The organism is Micrococcus sp. PSi08 (genome assembly GCF_054960655.1).
Genome location: NZ_JBHNYP010000016.1, coordinates 45313 through 64943, shown reverse-complemented (window position 1 = coordinate 64943; position 19631 = coordinate 45313). Strand labels below are relative to the sequence as shown.

15 protein-coding genes are annotated in these 19631 nt (G+C 73.0%); 8 read left to right on the top strand and 7 right to left on the bottom strand.

Going from position 1 to position 19631, the window contains the following annotated elements:
* Positions 1-63: 63 nt before the first annotated feature.
* On the bottom strand, positions 64-1737 hold the full coding sequence (locus ACFI33_RS07255) for a serine/threonine-protein kinase (protein ID WP_462623909.1): 1674 nt from the start codon (positions 1735-1737) through the stop codon (positions 64-66).
* 108 nt (positions 1738-1845) lie between these two features.
* On the opposite strand from ACFI33_RS07255, the gene lipB reads away from it, so the two are divergent.
* Genes lipB through ACFI33_RS07240 form a run of 3 tightly spaced genes read left to right on the top strand, consistent with a single transcriptional unit; the run spans position 1846 to position 4390 of the window.
* Positions 1846-2547: a lipoyl(octanoyl) transferase LipB gene (gene lipB / locus ACFI33_RS07250; protein ID WP_036314221.1), complete on the top strand. Its 702-nt coding sequence runs from the start codon at positions 1846-1848 to the stop codon at positions 2545-2547.
* Complete coding sequence (gene lipA, locus ACFI33_RS07245) at positions 2544-3551, top strand: lipoyl synthase (RefSeq protein ID WP_036383060.1); 1008 nt, start codon at positions 2544-2546, stop codon at positions 3549-3551. Before lipB ends, lipA begins: the two co-directional genes overlap by 4 nt.
* A gap of 26 nt (positions 3552-3577) precedes the next feature.
* Positions 3578-4390 (top strand): DUF4191 domain-containing protein, encoded by an 813-nt coding sequence (locus ACFI33_RS07240; protein ID WP_036314203.1) that lies wholly within the window; start codon positions 3578-3580, stop codon positions 4388-4390.
* A 121-nt stretch (positions 4391-4511) separates the two neighbouring features.
* On the opposite strand, the gene ACFI33_RS07235 is transcribed toward ACFI33_RS07240, so the two are convergent.
* Entirely contained in the window at positions 4512-5012 is a 501-nt protein-coding gene (locus ACFI33_RS07235; protein ID WP_052001272.1) for an RDD family protein, read from the bottom strand.
* A 151-nt stretch (positions 5013-5163) separates the two neighbouring features.
* Here ACFI33_RS07235 and glnA (ACFI33_RS07230) point away from each other — a divergent pair, with 151 nt between their 5' ends.
* Together glnA (ACFI33_RS07230) and ACFI33_RS07225 are read left to right on the top strand one after the other, a co-directional pair.
* Complete coding sequence (gene glnA, locus ACFI33_RS07230) at positions 5164-6588, top strand: type I glutamate--ammonia ligase (RefSeq protein ID WP_010078521.1); 1425 nt, start codon at positions 5164-5166, stop codon at positions 6586-6588.
* A 153-nt stretch (positions 6589-6741) separates the two neighbouring features.
* Positions 6742-7746 (top strand): LLM class flavin-dependent oxidoreductase, encoded by a 1005-nt coding sequence (locus tag ACFI33_RS07225; protein ID WP_095347511.1) that lies wholly within the window; start codon positions 6742-6744, stop codon positions 7744-7746.
* A 66-nt stretch (positions 7747-7812) separates the two neighbouring features.
* Here ACFI33_RS07225 and ACFI33_RS07220 read toward each other — a convergent pair whose 3' ends face one another.
* Positions 7813-10935: a bifunctional [glutamine synthetase] adenylyltransferase/[glutamine synthetase]-adenylyl-L-tyrosine phosphorylase gene (locus ACFI33_RS07220; protein WP_462623908.1), complete on the bottom strand. Its 3123-nt coding sequence runs from the start codon at positions 10933-10935 to the stop codon at positions 7813-7815.
* A 10-nt stretch (positions 10936-10945) separates the two neighbouring features.
* Positions 10946-12286: a type I glutamate--ammonia ligase gene (gene glnA / locus ACFI33_RS07215; RefSeq protein ID WP_036383058.1), complete on the bottom strand. Its 1341-nt coding sequence runs from the start codon at positions 12284-12286 to the stop codon at positions 10946-10948.
* A gap of 36 nt (positions 12287-12322) precedes the next feature.
* Here glnA (ACFI33_RS07215) and panB point away from each other — a divergent pair, with 36 nt between their 5' ends.
* Positions 12323-13186, top strand: a complete 864-nt coding sequence (gene panB, locus ACFI33_RS07210) for a 3-methyl-2-oxobutanoate hydroxymethyltransferase (protein WP_036383056.1) — start codon at positions 12323-12325, stop codon at positions 13184-13186.
* Between the two features lie 67 nt (positions 13187-13253).
* On the opposite strand, the gene ACFI33_RS07205 is transcribed toward panB, so the two are convergent.
* Complete coding sequence (locus ACFI33_RS07205; protein ID WP_036314191.1) at positions 13254-13466, bottom strand: SPOR domain-containing protein; 213 nt, start codon at positions 13464-13466, stop codon at positions 13254-13256.
* Between the two features lie 36 nt (positions 13467-13502).
* Between ACFI33_RS07205 and map the strand changes: the two genes are divergently transcribed.
* A complete protein-coding gene (gene map / locus ACFI33_RS07200; RefSeq protein ID WP_036383054.1) occupies positions 13503-14447 on the top strand; it encodes a type I methionyl aminopeptidase in 945 nt (314 codons plus the stop codon).
* Positions 14448-14468: 21 nt separating this feature from the next.
* A complete protein-coding gene (ppgK, locus tag ACFI33_RS07195) occupies positions 14469-15293 on the top strand; it encodes a polyphosphate--glucose phosphotransferase (protein ID WP_036383052.1) in 825 nt (274 codons plus the stop codon).
* Positions 15294-15451: 158 nt separating this feature from the next.
* Here ppgK and nrdR read toward each other — a convergent pair whose 3' ends face one another.
* Complete coding sequence (gene nrdR / locus ACFI33_RS07190) at positions 15452-15946, bottom strand: transcriptional regulator NrdR (protein ID WP_002855838.1); 495 nt, start codon at positions 15944-15946, stop codon at positions 15452-15454.
* A gap of 43 nt (positions 15947-15989) precedes the next feature.
* Positions 15990-19586, bottom strand: coding sequence for a DNA polymerase III subunit alpha (gene dnaE, locus ACFI33_RS07185; RefSeq protein ID WP_036383050.1), 3597 nt, complete (start codon positions 19584-19586; stop codon positions 15990-15992).
* Between the last annotated feature and the right edge of the window lie 45 nt (positions 19587-19631).

Genomic DNA, 19631 nt, shown 5'->3' with positions numbered 1-19631 from the left:
GGGGCCCCCGCGGCGTCCCCCCGTCGGGACCGCCGGCCTCCGGCGCTGGATCCGAGCTCGGGGTCAGCGCGGATCGACGGTCTCGACCCGCCACGTCCGACCCGCCGCGCCGCCGTCCCGCCCCTCGGGGCCCTCTCCGTGGCCGCTGCGCAGGACCAGCACGACCTCCTCGGCCGTCGCCTCCCGATGCGCCGCCACGCGTCCCGCGCGGTCCAGCACGGTGTGGGCCGACGTCCGGAGCACGGCGTCGACACGCAGCGCGTCGTCCCCGGCCCGCCGGGCGGGTCCGGCCTGCTCCACCGTCACCTCGAGGCCGGAGAAGGCGAACCCCTCGTCCGTCAGCCGGCGCAGCAGATCCCGGTCGTTCTCCCACGCCGGTCCCCCGGGCACGGCGTAGGCGTCCAGTCGCGCAGGCTCCGGGTCGATGAGCGCGGCAGTCCGGGCGTGGCCGACCGCGGCCAGCGCCTCGCCCACGTCGACGGCGTCCTCCCCGGCGGCGTCCTCCCCGGGGGCACCCGCGTCCGGCACCCTCGCCGGCGTCCCGCTCTCCGGCGTCCCGTCCGCCGGGCGCGCCGCGTCCACCGAGGTGCCGGCCGGCACCGCGCCCGCCGGCTCCGGCGCCCCCTCCGTCGCCGAGCCCGGGGACGCCGACCACCACAGCCCCACGGTGCCGCCGCCGACGGCCAGCGCGGTGGCCAGCCCGGCGGCCACGAGGACGCCCCGGCGTGGCGCCGCCCCCCGTCGGCGCGCGAGCGCGCGCCGTCTCGGAGCCGCGCGTCGTCCCCGGCGTCGCCGCGTGGGCCCGGAGCCCGGCAGCACCGTGGGCAGCAGGTGCGCCACCTCGGCGGGGGCGGCCTCTCCCAGCGGAACCGGCTCGGGCCGGGCCGTCGCGTATACGGCTGCGGCGGCCTCCTCCGCGCTCGGCCGCGCCGCCGGGTCCGGGGAGAGCGCCGCATCGAGCAGCAGCGCGAGCTCGGGGGACGCTTCGGGGACCAGGACGGGCAGCGGCGCCCGATGCCCGGCGGCGCCCGGCGCCCGACCGGTGAGCGCGTACCAGCCCAGGGCGGCCCACGCATGGACGTCACTCGGCGCCCCCACCGCCGGAGACGCCCCCGGTTCCGCCCCGGCCCCCTCCACCGCGGCGAGCGCCTCGGGGGCCGCGAAGCCCGGCGTCGCCCCGGCCCCCGACGCCCCGCCGACCACCCGGGCGACGCCGAGGTCGGCGAGGGCCGGGCTGCCGTCGACGCCGAACAGGACGTTCGCCGGGGACACGTCGCCGTGCACCACCCCCTCGCGGTGCAGGCACGCGAGAGCCTGGGCGATCGGGACGAGCACGGTGACGGCCTGCCCCGGGCTCAGGGGTCCGACCCGCTGCACCATGTCCTGCAGCGTGCCGGCCGCGCGGTGCTCGGTGAGGACCCCGAGGCCCCGGTCCGTCTCCACCACGCCGAGCACGCGCAGCAGATGGGGATGCGCGACCCGTCCGGCCTGCGCCTCCGCCGCCAGCGCATCCGGCGCCGCGCCGGCACGGGGCACCTTCAGGGCGGCCCGGACGCCCCGACCGTCCTCGACGAGCCAGACCTCCGCCTGGGCGCCCGCGCCGAGCAGCCGGACGGGTTCCCAGCCCGGGGCGCGCGGCGCAGCCGTGCCCGGCTCCGACGACCTCTCCGGTTCGGTCTCCGGCCCGCCGCCGACGCGTCCGGCCGCGCCGCCGTCCGCCTCGTCCCAGTCCCGCATCGGTCTCCCCTCTCCGCCGCGCCGTCCGTTCCAGCCCAGGGTGCCGCATGTCCCCGAGCGTCACGGCGGTTGTCCACAGGTCCGGGCCCGAGGACTACAGTGGACGTCATGCCCGAGACACCCCTGCCGCCCCTGCGCGTGCTCGGCCTGGCGCCCGACCTGGTGGACTACCACGCCGCCTGGGACGCCCAGCGCGCCCTGCACGCGGACGTCGTCGCCGGCCGCTCCGACGGCGAATTCCTCCTCCTGGAGCACGAAGCCGTCTACACGGCCGGTCGCCGCACCGAGGACGCCGAGCGCCCCACGGACGGCGCCCCCGTCGTGGACGTGGACCGCGGCGGCAAGATCACATGGCACGGGCCGGGCCAGCTGGTCGGCTACCCCGTGGTCCGGCTGCGCGACCGTGCCCACGTCAAGGACTACGTCTGGTTCCTCGAGGAGCTGCTGATCCGCACCGCCGCCGAGTTCGGCGTCACGGCCGTCCGCGTGGACGGGCGGGCGGGCATCTGGGTCCTCGCGGACCGGGACGACGACGGCACGGCCCGCCCGGACCGCAAGGTCGGCGCCATCGGCCTGTCCATCCACGACGGCGTCTCCATGCACGGCTTCGCGCTGAACTGCTCCAACTCCCTGGCCCCCTACGAGGGGATCATCGCGTGCGGCATCACGGACGCCGCCACCACCACCCTGTCGGTCGAGACGGGCCGGACCATCACGCCGGCCGACGTCGTCCCGGTGCTCACCCGTCATCTGGACGAGCTCGGGCCGGCGTACATCGCCGTCACCCCCACGGAAGGAATCCCCGCATGAGCCTCGCCCCCGAAGGCCGCCGCCTGCTGCGCGTGGAGGCGCGCAACGCCGAGGTGCCCGTCGAGCGCAAGCCCGAGTGGATCAAGGCCAAGGTCCACATGGGCCCCGAGTACATCGGCCTGAAGAACAAGGTCAAGTCCGCCGGCCTGCACACCGTGTGCGAGGAGGCCGGCTGCCCCAACATCTTCGAGTGCTGGGAGGACCGCGAGGCCACGTTCCTCATCGGCGGGGACATCTGCACCCGCCGGTGTGACTTCTGCGACATCACCTCCGGCAAGCCGCGTCCCCTGGATATGGAGGAGCCGCAGAAGGTCGCCGAGAACATCCGCGAGATGGACCTGCGGTACGCCACCGTCACGGGCGTGGCCCGTGACGACCAGAAGGACGGCGCGGCGTGGCTCTATGCGGAGACCATCCGCCGCATCCACGCGCTCAACCCGGGGACCGGCGTCGAGATCCTGCCGCCGGACTTCGGCGCGGTGCCGGAGCTCGTCCAGCAGGTGTTCGACGCGCGGCCCGAGGTGTTCGCGCACAACCTGGAGACGGTGCCGCGCATCTTCAAGCGCATCCGCCCGGCCTTCACGTACGAGAAGTCCCTCCGGGTGCTCACGATGGCCAAGGCCGACGGGCTCGTGACCAAGTCCAACCTCATCCTCGGCATGGGCGAGGAGGACCACGAGATCGACCAGGCCCTGGTGGACCTGCACGAGGCCGGCTGCGACATCATCACCATCACGCAGTACGTGCGGCCCTCGAAGCTGCATCACCCCATCGACCGCTGGGTGAAGCCGCAGGAGTTCGTCCAGTGGTCCCAGCGCGCCGAGGAGATCGGCTTCCAGGGCGTCATGGCGGGCCCGCTGGTGCGCTCGTCGTATCGCGCGGGCAAGCTCTATGCGCAGGCCATGCAGCGCCTCGGCCGGACCCTGCCGGAGAACCTGGCGCACCTGGCCGGGGAGAAGACCGCCCGCCAGGAGGCCTCCGCCGTCGTCGCCCAGATGTCCTGAGCCGCCCGACTAGACTGGACCCCGTCATGACGAAGAACAGCCAGCCCCCCGCGTCCTCCTCCGGCTCCACCTCCGCCACGCTCAAGGAGGTCAAGGCCATGCAGCGCGAGCGTCGCCTCCGCGAGAAGGAGCAGGCGAAGGCCCAGCGCCGGGACAAGCGCGCCACGAAGGGCCCGGGCGTGATCTCCCAGCTCAAGCAGGCCTACGCCATGACCAAGGCGCACGACCCCAAGGTCGGACTGTGGATGCTGCTGGCCTTCCTGGGCGCCCTGGTCGTCGGCCTCGTCATCGGCCTCCTGCTGGACAACTGGATCACGTGGCTGCTCATCGCGATCCCGTTCGGTGTGCTCGCCGCCGTCGTCATCCTGAACCGGAAGGCGCGCCGCGCCGGGTTCGCCCAGCTCGAGGGCCGCCCCGGCGCCGCCGGCGCCGCGCTCTCCACGCTGGGCCGCGGCTGGATCGTGTCCGAGCAGCCGGCCGCCGTGAACCCGAAGACCCAGGACCTCGTCTACCGCGCCGTGGGCCGGCCGGGCGTCGTGCTGGTGACGGAGGGCCCCTCCCCCCGCGTCGCCGCGCTGGTGGTCAAGGAGGAGAAGGCCATGCGCCGCTTCCTGCCCGGCGTGCCCGTCACCGTGGTGGAGTCCGGCAACGGCCAGGGCCAGGTCCCGCTGCACGAGCTGCCCGGCACGCTCAAGGGCATGAAGAAGGCCCTCACGGCGCAGGAGGTCCAGGCCGTGGACAAGCGTCTGACCGCGCTCAACACCAACCGGCTGCCCATCCCCAAGGGCGTCGACCCGAACAAGGTGCGCCCGAGCCGCCGCGCGATGCGCGGCCGCTGAGCGCCGACGCACCCGCGCGAAAGGGGGCGCCCCGCCGAGGATTCGGCGGGGCGCCCCCCTTTCGTCGTGTCCGGCCTCGCGTCGAGTCGGATCCGGCGTCGTCCGGCGCGGGCCGGTGCGGTCACATGCGGATCTCGACGGTGTCTGCGAGCTTGTCGTGCATGCCGCGCCCGTCCGGCCCGACGACGACGGCCGGCAGCACGAGGCACAGCAGCGCCGTGCGCAGCAGGATCCGGGGCAGGCCCGCCGGGCGGCCGCCGACGCGGACGACCTGAATGCGACACACGGCCTTGCCCACCGTGGTGGCCAGCAGGGTGAGCCCGAGGACATGCATCGCCGCGAACACGAGGAGGGTGGCGATCGCGTCGGAGTCGAAGAGCAGCCAGGACACGCCCAGGGCCAGGAACCAGTCGATCACGAGGGCGACGGCGCGGCGGGCCGCAGTGGCCATCGAGGTCGGGCCGTGCTCGGGCAGGCCCAGCAGGTCCCCCGGCCAGCGGCCGCCGGCCAGGCCGCCGCCCGGACCGTCCACCCAGCCGGCGAGGTCGCGCCGGGTGATCAGCGGCTCGTCGCGGCGGGTCGGTTCGGGCTCTTGCGCGGGGTCGGGTGCTCTGCGTGCCACCGGCCCAGCCTACCGGCGCAGGACCGCGAGGCTCGCCGTGGGGCGTCACCGACGCCCACGGAGGCCGCCGGGCAAGTAGGGTGATGACACCCGCCACGCCAGCGCCGCCGTGCCGGACATGCCACCATCGTCACGACCACAGGAGCGCACCATGTTCACCTCCCCCGCGGACGTCCTCGCGTACATCAAGGATGAGGGGATCGAGTTCGTCGACATCCGCTTCACCGACCTCCCCGGCATGCAGCACCACTTCAACGTGCCCGCGTCCACGGTCGACGAGGACTTCTTCACCACGGGCCAGCTGTTCGACGGCTCCTCCATCCGGGGCTTCGCCGGCATCGCCGAGTCCGACATGCAGCTCATCCCGGACGTCGCGACGGCCTTCGTGGACCCCTTCCGGGTCCGCAAGACCCTCACGATGAACTTCTCCATCGTGAACCCCCGCACCGGCGAGCCCTACCTGCGCGACCCGCGCGGCGTGGCCCAGCGCGCGGAGGCCTACCTGAGCTCCTCCGGCATCGCCGACACGGCGTTCTTCGCCCCCGAGGCCGAGTTCTTCATCTTCGAGGACGTCCGCTACGAGTCCTCCCCCCGCGGCTCGTTCTACGCCGTGGACTCGGACGAGGCCTGGTGGAACGCCTCCCGCGAGGACGAGGGCGGCAACCTGAGCCACAAGACCGGCCTCAAGGGCGGCTACTTCCCCGTCTCCCCCACGGACAAGCAGGCCGACCTGCGCGACGAGATCTGCTCGGTCCTGGCCGAGGTCGGCCTCGAGGTAGAGCGCTCCCACCACGAGGTGGCCGCCGCGGGCCAGGCGGAGATCAACTACCGCTTCAACACGCTGACCCACTCGGCGGACGACCTGCAGAAGTTCAAGTACGTCGTCAAGAACGTCGCCAACATGTTCGGCAAGTCCGCGACCTTCATGCCCAAGCCCGTCTTCGGCGACAACGGCTCCGGCATGCACTGCCACCAGTCCCTGTGGAACGGCGGCGAGCCGCTGTTCTTCGACGAGAAGGGCTACGCGAACCTCTCGGACACCGCCCGCTGGTACATCGGCGGCCTGCTGAAGCACGCCTCCGCGGTCCTGGCCTTCACCAACCCCACGGTGAACTCCTACCGCCGCCTGGTGCCGGGCTTCGAGGCCCCCGTGAACATGGTTTACTCGCAGGGCAACCGCTCGGCGGGCATCCGCATCCCGATCACCGGCTCCAACCCGAAGGCCAAGCGCATCGAGTTCCGCGCCCCGGACGCCTCGGGCAACCCGTACCTCGCGTTCGCCGCGCAGCTGATGGCCGGCCTGGACGGCATCCGCAACCGCATCGAGCCGGCCGAGCCGATCGACAAGGACCTCTACGAGCTGCCGGCCGAGGAGGCCGCCGACATCCAGAAGGCACCCGCCACCCTGGACGAGGCCCTGAACGCCCTCGAGGAGGACCACGAGTTCCTCCTGGCCGGCGACGTGTTCACCGAGGAGCTGATCGAGACCTGGATCGCGTACAAGCGCGAGATGGAGATCGCCCCGCTGGCCCTGCGCCCGAACCCCTACGAGTTCGAGCTGTACTACTCGGTCTGATCCGCCCGCCGCGGCCCCGACGACGGCCGTTCGTCTCCCACGCCGGAGGCGGGCGGCCGTCGTCGTGCCCGGCCGCGGAATAGTCCGGGGCCGGTGGGCGCTGGATCTGTGGAGACCTCCGCCCGGCCGGGCGGCCCGCAGACCAGGAGCACCATGACCGAGCACACCGCCCCCACCCCCCTGCCGCTGTCCCTGCTGGACCTCGCCCTCGTCCGCGACGGCGCCCCGATGGGCGAAGCCTTCGCCGAATCCGTGGAGCAGGCCCGCGTCGCCGAGGCCGCCGGCTTCCGGCGCGTCTGGTACGCGGAGCACCACAACATGCCCTTTATCGCCTCCTCCGCCACGGCCGTACTCATCGCGCACGTGGCCGCGCACACCGACTCGATCCGCCTCGGCTCCGGCGGCGTCATGCTGCCCAACCACTCGCCGCTGGTGATCGCCGAGCAGTTCGGCACCCTGGCCGAGCTGCACCCCGGCCGCATCGACCTGGGCCTGGGTCGCGCCCCCGGCACCGACCAGCGGACGCTGCAGGCGCTGCGCCGGGATCCGTCGGCGGCCGAGCGCTTCCCGCAGGACGTGCTCGAGCTGCAGGGCTACCTCACCGGCCAGAGCCTGATCCCCGGCATCGACGCCTACCCCGGCAAGGGCACCAACGTGCCGCTGTACATCCTCGGCTCCTCGGCGTTCGGCGCCCAGCTGGCCGCGCAGCTCGGCCTGGGCTACGCGTTCGCGAGCCACTTCGCACCGCAGATGCTCGAGCATGCGGCGCGCCTGTACCGGGAGCACTTCGAGCCCTCCGAGGCCCTCGCGGAGCCGCACTTCATCGCGGCGGCCAACGTGATCGCCGCGGACACCGAGGAGGTGGCCGAGCGGGAGTGGCAGGCCGCGCAGCGGGCGCGCATCCGGATGATGCTCGGCCGGGGCCGCACCCTCACCGACGACGAGGTCGAGATGCTGCTGCACTCCCCCGCCGGTCAGCAGGTGCTCGGGATGCTCGAGTGCACGGCCGTGGGCACCGGCCCGACGACGGCGGCGTGGCTGCACGACTTCGCGGCGCGGGTCCAGGCGGACGAGCTGATCATCACGACGGCGGCCCAGGACGCCGGCGTGCGGCGACGCACCCTGGAGCTGCTCGGGGAGCACGTCGTGCGCGCCTGAGCCGGCGCTCGCGACACCGGAGCACGGCCGGCCCGCCACCCCGTCGAGGTGGCGGGCCGGCGTCGTTCAGAGCCCGTAGAACCGGGTCTCGAACACCTGACGGGCCAGGCGGGTCACCCGCAGGTAGCGCTCCTCGAGCTCCCCGCCGGTCGTGCCCACCCCGCTGAGGCGGGCCACGGCCTCGAGGTCGCGCATGTTCGTGGGCAGCACGTCCGAGACCTTGCCCGTCCACAGCAGCAGGGCGGCGCGGATCCGGGTGGCCAGCAGCCACGCCTCCTCCAGCACGGCGACCTCGGCCTCGGGCAGCAGCCCGTGCCGGGCGATCGCCCGCAGGGCCGGCAGCGTGCCGGTGACCCGCAGGTCCTCGACCTCTCCCGCGTGGCGCAGCTGCAGGGACTGCACCAGCCACTCCACGTCCGAGAGCCCGCCGCGGCCGAGCTTGACGTGCCGGGAGGGGTCCGCGCCGCGGGGCAGGCGCTCGGCCTCCACACGGGCCTTGATGCGCCGGATCTCCCGCGCGTCCGCGGTGGTCAGGTCCCCGGCGTAGCGGACCCCGTCGGCCCACCGCCGGAAGTCGGTGGCGAGGTCGTCGTCGCCGGCCAGGGGGCGGGCGCGCAACAGCGCCTGCCGCTCCCACACCTCGGCCCAGCGGCCGTAGTACTCCCGGTACGAGTCCAGGGTGCGCACCAGGGGCCCCTGGCGTCCCTCGGGGCGCAGGTCGGCGTCCACCTCGAGCGGCCGCTCGCCGGGCAGCGGCGGGGTCGCGGGGCGGTGCAGCAGGGACATCAGCGTCCGCACGACCTCCTCGGCCTGCTCGCGCGCCCGCCCCTCGTCGACGCCGGGGCGTGGCCGATGCACGAACAGGGCGTCCAGGTCCGAGCCGTAGGTGATCTCCCGCCCGCCCTGGCGGCCCATGGCCACCACGAGCACGTCGGTGAGCGGGTCGGCGTCCCCGACGACGGCGCGCGAGGCCACGCGCAGGGCGCCGACGACGGTGATCTGGTCGATGTCCGACAGGGCCCCGGTGACGGCCTCGAGGTCCAGCAGCCCCGAGATGTCCGCCAGGGCCACGCGCAGGGTCTCGCTGCGCCGCACCTGCCGCACATGGCGCACGGCCGCGGGGGCCTCCTCCGCGGCCACGCGGCGGTCGAGCCGCGCGTCGACCTGGCGCCACAGCTGGATCGCGCCCCGGGGGTCGAGCTCCCGGTCGTCGCCCACCCAGGCCACGGCCTCGGGCGAGTGCTCGAGCAGGTCCCCCACGAACCGGGAGCCGGACAGGACCAGGCACAGCCGTCGGGCGGCGTCCGAGGAGTCGCGGAGCATCCGCAGATACCAGGCCGTGCCGCCCAGCGACTCGGAGAGCCGGCGGAAGGCGAGCAGGCCGCCGTCGGGGTCGGCGCCCCGCGCGAACCAGCCGAGCATGGCCGGCAGCAGCTGCCGCTGGACCGCGGCCCGGCGCGAGACGCCCTGCGTGAGGGCCTCGATGTGCCGCAGGGCGCCCTGCGGGTCGCGGTAGCCCAGCGCCGCCAGGCGGTCGCGGACGGCCTCCGCGGACAGCCGCACGTCCTCGGCGGACAGGGCGGCCGTCGTCGACAGCAGCGGCCGGTAGAACACGGTCTCGTGGAGACCGCGCACGGCGCGGCGCACGCGCGTGAACTCGGCCTGGAGGTCCTCGCCGGTGGCGGGGCCCCGGTCGGCGGCGCCGCGCATCGACCGGGCGACGACGCGGCGGGCCTCTTCCTTGACCGGCATCAGGTGGGTGCGCCGCAGGTGCACGAGCTGGATGCGGTGCTCGAGGGTGCGCAGCCACCGGTAGTGCTCGTCGAACGCCCGCGCGTCTCGCGTGGTGACGTAGGAGGCGGCGTGCAGCGCCCGCACCGCGTCGAGCGTGCCGCGCACCCGCAGCGACTCGTCCGCACGGCCGTGCACGAGCTGGAGCAGCTGGGCCGTGAACTCGACGTCGCGCAGGCCGCCGGGCCCGAGCTTGATCTCCCGCTCGCGCTCCGCGGGGGCGAGGGTGTCCAGGACCCGGGCGCGCATGGCCCGGACGGACTCGACGAACCCGTCGCGCGCGGAGGACTCCCACACCCGGGGCCAGATTTCCGCGATGTAGCGCTCGCCGAGCTGTGGCGAGCCCGCGATGGGGCGGGCCTTGAGCAGGGCCTGGAACTCCCAGCCGTGGGCCCAGCGGCGGTAGTACTCGGCGTGGGACTCCACGGTGCGGCTCAGGGCGCCGTCCTTGCCCTCGGGACGCAGGTTGGCGTCGACTTCCCACAGTCCCGGCTCGGGGGCCGCGCCCTGGATCACGCGGCCGATGCCCGCGGCCAGCTCGGCCGCGAGCGCGGCGGCGCGCGGCCCGTCCGGGACCTCGGCGTCGGGGTCCGCGCCGTCCGCGGCCTCGCGGACGGCGTGGGCGAACACGACGTCCACGTCTGAGACGTAGTTGAGTTCGCCGGCGCCGCACTTGCCCATGCCGATCACGGCGAGGTCCACGCGGTCCACCACGGGGCCCTCCCGCTCGGTGAGGACGGCCCGTGAGACGGCGAGCGCCGCGTCCACGGCGGCGCCGGCCAGGTCCGCGAGCCAGCGGCCCACCGAGGGCATGGCCGCCGTGGGCTCGGCGGAGTCGAGGTCGCGCAGGGCGATCGCGGCCAGCTGGCGGCGGTAGGCGCGGCGCAAGGCGACGGCGGCGTCCTTGCCGGTGACGGCCGCGAGGGGGCGGTCGGCGTCCGGGTCGGCGCCCACCGAGTCCAGGAGCAGGCGGCGCAGGGCGGCGGACGCATCACCCCAGGGCTCGCCGGCGGTCGGGTCGGGCTGGGCGAGGGCGGGCGCGGTGGCGGCGGCCGCGTCCGGGTCGAGGACGAGGTCCAGTTGCTCGGGACGGCGGATGAGGAACTCGCCGAGGGCCTCGGAGGCGCCGAGCAGCCGCAGCAGGCGGGCCGTCGTCTCGGGGTCCCGGAGGGCGTGGTGGACGCGGGGCTCGCGCTCGGCCAGGCGCACCCACAGCAGCAGGGCCCGGTCGGGATCGGCGGCGTGGCCGAGGAGCTCGACGAGGGGACGCACGTCCACGCCCTCGAACTCGGGCGAGGTGAGCAGCGTCTGCACGCGGCCGGCGTCGGCGACGCCGGCGTGCGCGAGGGTGCGGCGGTCCGGGGCGTCGGCGGTCGCCGCGTCGGGCAGGGCGGACACGGCCGGCGCCTCAGAGGCCGGAGAGGTAGCGCCGCAGCTCGTACGGCGTGACCTCCACCCGGTAGTCGTCCCATTCCTGGCGCTTGTTGCGCAGCAGGGCGTCGAAGACGTGCTCGCCCAGCACGGATGCCACGAACTCGGACTCCTCGGCGGCGCGCAGGGCGTCGTGCAGGGTGCCGGGCAGGGGGACGTGGCCGAGCACGCGCCGCTCGTGGGTGGTCAGCGCGCTGACGTCCTCGGCGGCGGACTCGGGCAGCTCGTAGCCCTCCTCGATGCCCTTGAGCCCGGCCGCGATCAGCAGGGCGTAGGCCAGGTACGGGTTGGCCGAGGCGTCGATGCCGCGGTACTCAATGCGGGCCGAGCCGGCCTTGTCCGGCTTGTACAGGGGCACGCGCACGAGCGCGGAACGGTTGTTGTGGCCCCAGGAGACGTACGAGGGCGCCTCGCCGCCGCCCCACAGGCGCTTGTAGGAGTTCACGAACTGGTGGGTCACCGCGGTGATCTCCACGGAGTGGCGCAGCAGGCCCGCGATGAACCGGCGGCCCGTGACGGAGAGCCGGAACTCGTCCGCCGGGTCGTAGAACGCGTTCGCGTCACCCTCGAAGAGGGAGAAGTGGGTGTGCATGCCCGAGCCGGGGTGCTCGGAGAACGGCTTGGGCATGAACGTGGCGTACGTGCCCTGGGCGGCGGCGACCTCCTTGACGACGGTCCGGAACGTCATCACGTTGTCCGCCGTCGTGAGCGCGTCCGCCGCGCGCAGGTCGATCTCGTTCTGGCCGGGGCCGTTCTCGTGGTGGCTGAACTCGACGGAGATGCCCATCCCCTCGAGGAGGCTGACGGCGTCGCGGCGGAAGTCGGCCGCGTCGGAGCCGGGCACGTTGTCGAAGTAGCCCGCGCGGTCCACGGGCACCGGCTCCCCGTCCGGGCCGGGCTGGTCCGACTGGAGGAGGTAGAACTCGATCTCCGGGTGGGTGAAGCACGTGAAGCCCCGGTCTGCGGCCCGGTCCAGCACGCGGCGCAGCACGTGCCGCGGGTCGGCGGGGGCGGGTCGGCCGTCCGGGGTGAGCACGTCGCAGAACATCCGGGAGCTCTGTCCCTGGTCGCCGCGCCAGGGCAGGATCTGGAAGGTCGAGGGATCGGGCTGCAGCAGCATGTCCGACTCCGAGATGCGGGTGTATCCGTCGATCGAGGAGCCGTCGAAGCCCAGGCCCTCCGTGAAGGCGTTCTCCACCTCGGCCGGAGACAGGGCCACCGACTTCAGCGTACCGATCACGTCCGTGAACCAGAGCCGGACGAACCTGACGTCCCGGTCCTCGATGGTGCGGAGCACGTAGTCCTGCTGTCGATCCATGCCGCCACTCTAGACGCGCCGCGTAGACTCCGGCCCATGTCTGCTCCCCAGTCCCCCCGGCAGCCTGACGACACCGCCCCCTACGGGCCGCCCGCCCCGTCCCGGTACCGGACGGTCCACCTGCAGCGGGCCAAGGACGAGGGCCGGCGCTTCGCGATGCTCACCACCTACGACGCGATGACGGCGGCCCTGTTCGACGAGGCCGGCGTCGAGGTGCTGCTCGTGGGCGACTCGGTGGGCAACACCGTGCTGGGCCATCCCACCACCCTGCCGGTCACCCTGGACCAGATGATCCTGTTCACCCAGGCCGTGGTGCGCGGTGCCGAGCGTGCCCTCGTGGTCGCGGACCTGCCCTTCGGCTCGTACGAGGCCTCCCCGCGGCAGGCCGTCGAGTCGGCCGTGCGCCTCGTGAAGGAGTCCGGCGCGCACGCCGTCAAGGTGGAGGGCGACGAGCGCTTCGCCGAGCACGTGGCCGCGATGACGGCAGCCGGCGTCGCGGTCATGGCCCACATCGGCTTCACCCCGCAGTCCGAGCACGTGCTCGGCGGCTACCGGGTGCAGGGCCGCGGCGCGGGGGCGGCCGAGCGGATGACGGCGTCGGCCCGGGCCCTCGAGGCCGCGGGGGCGTTCGCCGTCCTGATGGAGATGGTCCCCTCGGACGTCGCCGCCGCCGTCGACGCCGCGCTGCGGGTGCCCACCGTGGGCATCGGCGCGGGCCCGGGCACCACGGGCCAGGTGCTCGTGTGGCAGGACATGCTCGGCCTGCGCGAGGGACGGGTGCCCCGGTTCGTCCGTCAGTACGCCCGCCTGCACGAGGTCGTGGGCGACGCGGTCCGGGCCTATCGCGCGGACGTGCTCGACGGCGCGTTCCCGGCCCCGGAGCACGGCTTCGAGGGCTGAACCCGCCCCGTGAGACGACCGGGCCCCCGTCCGAGGGACGGGGGCCCGGCGTCGTCCGGCGCCGCGGTCAGGAGGCGTCGTCGACGGGACGGCTGTCCCAGTCGTCGTCGCGCTCGTCCCAGGCGTCGGCGGTCTCGTTGTTCGCCCGCACGCGGTCCATCGCGGCCTGGGCCTCCTCACGGGTGCCGAACGGGCCCAGCAGCTGGGACCAGTCCGACTGGGCGCCCACCTCCACCTGATGCGTGTTGACGTTGTACCAGAACTCGCTCGTCTCGGTCATGGGGGCCACAGTAGCCGGGCCGATAGGCTGGAGGACATGTCCCAGCGTCAGAACCCCGTCGCCCCGTCCAGCCACAACGGTCCCCGCCCTGCGGGCCCCACCGCGCCGGAGCCCGGGTCGCTCGCCCCCGTCGGCACGCTGACGCCCGGGGCCCCGTCCCCCGCCCCGCCCGTGCCGGCCGCGATCCCGCGCCCCGAGTACGTCGGCAAGGCCACCCCGGACGAGGGCAAGGCCTCGGACGTCTACGACGCCGCCGGCGTCGAGCGGATCCGCGCCGCCGGCCGCCTGGCCGCGCAGGCCATGGAGCACACCGCCGCCCACATCCGCCCGGGCGTCACCACGGACGAGCTGGACCGGATCGCGCACGCCTTCCTCGTGGAGCGCGGCGCCTACCCGTCCTGCCTGGGCTACCGCGGCTTCCCGCGGTCCATCTGCACCTCGATCAACGAGGTCATCTGCCACGGCATCCCGGACGGCACCGTCCTGGAGGACGGGGACATCGTCAACCTGGACATCACCGCGTACCTGGACGGCGTCCACGGAGACCACAACCGCACCTACCTGGTCGGCGACGTGGACGAGGAGTCCCGTCTGCTCGTCGAGCGCACCGAGGAGGCCCTGCGCCGCGGGATCCGCGCCGTGAAGCCCGGCCGTCAGGTCAACGTGATCGGCCGCGCCATCGAGTCCTACGCCAAGCGCTTCGGCTACGGCGTGGTGCGCGACTTCATCGGCCACGGCGTGGGCGTGGACTTCCACTCCGGCCTCGTGATCCCCCACTACGACGCGGCCCCGGCCCACGACCGCCTGCTCGTGCCCGGCATGGTGTTCACCATCGAGCCGATGCTCACCCTCGGCACGATCGAGTGGGACCAGTGGGACGACGGCTGGACCGTGGTGACCCGCGACCGCCGTCGCACCGCGCAGTTCGAGCACACGATCGTGGTCACGGACGACGGCGCGGAGATTCTCACGCTGCCGTGACCCGGCACTAAGCTGGGGGCCGTGACGACGCACACCAGCACCGCCCAGCGCTCCTCCAAATACCCCACGACGATCGGCATCGACGTCGGGGGGACCGGCATGAAGGGCGGCCTGGTCCGCCTCGGGTCGGGGCCGAAGGCGGGCACCCTGCGCGGGGAACGCTTCCGCATCCCCACGCCGCAGCCGGCCATGCCCGAGCCCGTGGCGGCGACCCTGGCGGCCATCACCGCCGAGCTCGACGGGCGCGAGAAGGCGCCGAAGCCCTCCGCCCCGCTGGGCGTGTGCTTCCCCTCGATCGTCAAGGACGGGGTGTGCCTGTCCGCGAACAACATCGACCACTCGTGGATCGGCACGGACCTGCGCGGCACGTTCGAGGAGCACCTGCGCCGCCCCGTGACCGTGGTCAACGACGCCGACGCGGCCGGCCTCGCGGAGGCCCGCTACGGGGCCGGGCGGGGCGTGCGCGGCCTGGTGCACGTGATCACCCTCGGCACCGGCATCGGCGGCGCGATGATCCACGACGGCATGCTCGTCCCGAACTTCGAGGTCGGCTCCCTGGAGCTCGACGGCGTGATGGCCGAGTCACGGGCCTCTGCGAAGGCCCGGGAGCGCGATCAGCTCAGCTGGGCCGAGTACGCCGAGCGACTGCAGCGCTTCTTCTCCCACGTGGAGCGGATCTTCTCGCCCGACCTGTTCATCGTCGGCGGCGGCATCTCCAAGCGGCCGGACGACTACCTGCCGCTGCTGCGCCTGCGCACCCCGATCGTCCCGGCCCAGCTGCAGAACAACGCGGGCATCGTGGGCGCCGCCCTGGCCGCGCACGGCTCGCTCGCCGACGGCAACTGAGGGCGCAGACACCGAGGGCGGTTCCGGCTTCCCCTCCGGAACCGCCCTCGGCAGTCTTGCCGGGCCGACCGAGGTCGACCCGGGGAACACTGTAGCGCCTGGAGGCCGTGCGCACCACTGCACCGTCGATCCCGGCGGCGCCGTCGCATCGGCCCGGGTCAGCGGGTGAACAGCCGCGGCTGCACGGCGGGACGGCCGCGGTCGTCCCCGTCACCGGCCCGGAGCTCCGCGATGGCCTCCTCGAAGTCGTCGAGGGACTCGAAGTCCCGGTAGACGGAGGCGAAGCGCAGGAAGGCCACCTGGTCGAGACGGCGCAGCGGATCGAGGATGGCCAGGCCGACGTCGTGGGCGTCCACCTCGGCGTTGCCCGTGGCACGGACCGTCTCCTCGACCTCCTGGGCGAGCATGGCCAGGTCGTCGCTCGTCACCGGCCGCCCCTGGCACGCCTTCCGGACGCCGTTGATCACCTTGGAGCGGTCGAACGGCTCCGCCACCCCGGAGCGCTTGACGACGGTCAGGGCGGTGGTCTCCATGGTGGTGAACCGCTTCCCGCAGGCCTGACACTGCCGACGCCGACGGATGGCGGAGCCGTCGTCGAGGGAGCGTGAGTCGACCACGCGCGAGTCCTCATGGCGGCAGAACGGGCAGTGCATCAGCTCTCTCCTCCTGGGCGGGGCACTCCCATGCTACGTCCGCTCAGCCGAGGCAGGCCGGACCCAGCAGGATCTTGAGGTCACCGAACAGCGCCGGGTTCGGGCTCACCCGGAACTGCGGGCCCAGCTGGAACTCCTGCGTGGCACGCTGGCCCACCAGGGACAGCCGCACCTCCGAGGAGCCCTCATGGGTGCGCAGCACGTCCGCCAGCTGGCCCATGACCTGCTCCGTGGCCTTGAACGCCGGCAGCGTGATCCGCACGGGGCCGCCGGGGCCGTCCGAGAGCTCCGGGATGGTCAGCTCCATCGCCGACAGGGACACCGACCCGTCGTCGCGGCGCTGGACCCTGCCCTTGACGGCGACGACGAGGTCCTCGGCCAGCATCATCGCGATGGGCGCGTACACCTGGCCGAAGAACATGACGTCCATCGAGCCCCCGAGGTCCTCGATCTCGCAGCGCGCGTACGCGTTGCCCGAGGATTTGGCGATGCGGCGCTCGAGCGTGGTGACCAGGCCCGCGATGGTGACGATCGCGCCGTCCGCGGGCCCGTCGTCGTCGAGGACGCGGCTGATCTGGACGTCGGCGTGCTGGGCCAGGACGCCGTCGAGGCCCTGCAGCGGATGGTCGGACACGTACAGGCCCAGCATCTCGCGCTCGAACGCGAGCTTCTCCTTCTTGGACCACTCCGGCAGGTCCGGGACGGCGACGCCGTCCGCGGCGTCGGAGTCGTCCTCGTCGCCGCCGCCGAGCGCGAACAGGTCGAAGGTGAACTCGCCGTGGTCCTCCTTGCGCTTCTGCGCCACGGTGGCGTCCACGGCCTCCTCGTGCACGGCCAGCAGGGCGCGGCGGGCGTAGCCGAGGGAGTCGAAGGCGCCGGCCTTGATCATGGACTCGATGGTGCGCTTGTTGCACACCACGAGCGGCACCTTCGCCAGGAAGTCGCCGAAGCCCGTGTACGAACCCCCGTCCTCGCGCCCCTGGACCATGCCCTTGACCACGTTGGGGCCCACGTTGCGGACGGCGCCCATGCCGAAGCGGATGTCCCGGCCGACGGGGGTGAAGGTCAGGTGGGACTCGTTCACGTCCGGGGGCAGCACCGTGATGCCCATGTGGCGGCACTCGTTGAGGTACATGGCCAGCTTGTCCTTGTCGTCGCCCACCGAGGTGAGCAGCGCCGCCATGTACTCCGCCGGGTAGTGCGCCTTGAGGTAGGCCGTCCAGTAGGAGACCAGGCCGTAGGCGGCCGAGTGCGCCTTGTTGAACGCGTAGTCCGAGAAGGGCAGCAGGATGTCCCACAGGGCCTTCACCGCGGCCTCCGAGTAGCCGCGGTCCAGCATGCCCTGGTGGAACGCCTCGTACTGCTTGTCCAGCTCCGACTTCTTCTTCTTGCCCATCGCGCGGCGCAGGATGTCGGCCTGGCCGAGCGAGTAGCCCGCCACCTTCTGGGCGATCGCCATGACCTGCTCCTGATACACGATCAGGCCGTAGGTGGTGTCCAGGATCTCCCGCAGCGGCTCCTCCAGCTCGGGGTGGATCGGGGTGATCTCCTGCTGCCCGTTCTTGCGCAGCGCGTAGTTGGTGTGGGAGTTCGCGCCCATGGGGCCGGGGCGGTACAGGGCGATGGTCGCCGAGATGTCCTCGAAGTTGTCCGGGCGCATCATCTTCAGCAGCGAACGCATGGGCCCGCCGTCGAGCTGGAACACGCCGAGGGTGTCGCCGCGGGCCAGCAGCTCGTAGGCCGCCGGGTCGTCCACGTCGAGGGTCTCCAGGTCCAGGTCCACGCCCTGGTTCGCCTTCACGTTCTCGAGCGCGTCCGAGATGATCGTGAGGTTGCGCAGCCCCAGGAAGTCCATCTTGATCAGGCCCAGGGACTCCGCCATCGGGTAGTCGAACTGCGTGATGACCTGGCCGTCCTGCAGGCGGCGCATGATCGGGATGACGTCGATCACCGGCACCGAGGACATGATCACGCCGGCCGCGTGCACGCCCCACTGCCGCTTCAGACCCTCGAGACCCTTGGCGGTCTCGAAGACCTCCTTCGCCACCGGGTCCGTGGCGATCAGCTCGCGGAAGGGCGCGGCCTCCCCGTAGCGCGGGGCCGCGGGGTCCTCGATGTCCTTGAGCGGGATGTCCTTGGCCATCACCGCCGGCGGCAGCGCCTTGGTGAGGGACTCGCCCATCGAGAACGGCTGGTCCATCACGCGGGCCGAGTCCTTCAGGGCCTGCTTGGTCTTGATGGTGCCGTACGTGACGATCATGGTGACGCGCTCGTCGCCGTACTTGCGGGTGACGTAGTCGATCACCTCGGAGCGACGGCGGTCGTCGAAGTCGACGTCGAAGTCGGGCATGGACACGCGGTCCGGGTTGAGGAACCGCTCGAAGATCAGCCCGTGCTTGAGCGGGTCCAGGTCCGTGATGCGCAGCGCGTACGCCACCATCGATCCGGCGCCCGAGCCACGGCCCGGGCCCACCCGGATGCCGTTCTCCTTGGCCCAGTTGATGAAGTCGGCCACGACGAGGAAGTACCCGGGGAAGCCCATCGAGATGATGACGTCCAGCTCGTAGTCCGCCTGCTTGCGCACGTGGTCCGGCACGCCGTCCGGGTAGCGGTAGGCCAGACCGGAGGCGACCTCCTTGATGAGCCAGCTGGTCTCGTCCTCGCCCTCCGGCGTGGGGAAGACCGGCATGTAGTTGGCCTTCGTGTCGAACTCGACCTCGCACCGCTCGGCGATGAGCAGCGTGTTGTCGCAGGCCTCGGGCAGCTCCGCGAAGAGCTCGCGCATCTGCCGCGGGGACTTCAGGTAGTACTCGGTGCCGGAGAACGCGAAGCGGGAGCCGCCCTGGTCGTAGCTGGGCTCGTTGAGCTTCGAGCCCGACTGCAGGGCCAGCAGCGCCTCGTGCGCCTTGGCGTCGTGCTCGTGGGTGTAGTGCAGGTCGTTCGTGGCCACGAACGGCAGGCCCAGGTCCTTGGCGAGCCGGCGCAGGTCCGTCATCACCCGGCGCTCGATGTCGAGGCCGTGGTGCATGATCTCGCAGTAGTAGTTGTCCTTGCCGAAGATGTCCCGGAAGTCCGAGGCCGCCTGCATCGCCTCCCGGTACTGGCCCAGGCGCAGGCGCGTCTGCACCTCGCCGGAGGGGCAGCCCGTGGTGGCGATCAGGCCCTTCGAGTACTGGCTCAGCAGCTCCCGGTCCAGCCGCGGCCACTTGGCGTACACCGAGTCCAGCGAGGCGATCGAGCCCATCCGGAACAGGTTGTGCATCCCCTCGGTGGTCTCGCTCAGCAGCGTCATGTGCGTGTACGCACCGCCGCCGGACACGTCGTCCCCCCGCTGGTGGGGCTCGCCCCAGCGGGTCTTCTCCTTGTCCGTGCGGTGCTGCTGCCCGGGGGCCACGTAGGCCTCGAGCCCGATGATCGGCTTGACGCCCGCCGCCTTCGCCTTGGACCAGAAGTCGTAGGCGCCGAAGAGGTAGCCGTGGTCCGTGATGGCCAGCGAGTCCATGCCCAGCCGCTGGGCCTCGGCGAACAGGTCGTCCAGCTTCGCGGCGCCGTCGAGCATGGAGTACTCGGTGTGCGTGTGCAGGTGGACGAAGCCGCCGTCCTTCACGGCGTCGGGGCGGGCGTCGGCGGACACGGTCATGCGGGGTGGGCCTTTCGACGGGGAGGACGGCAGGGCCGCACCAGC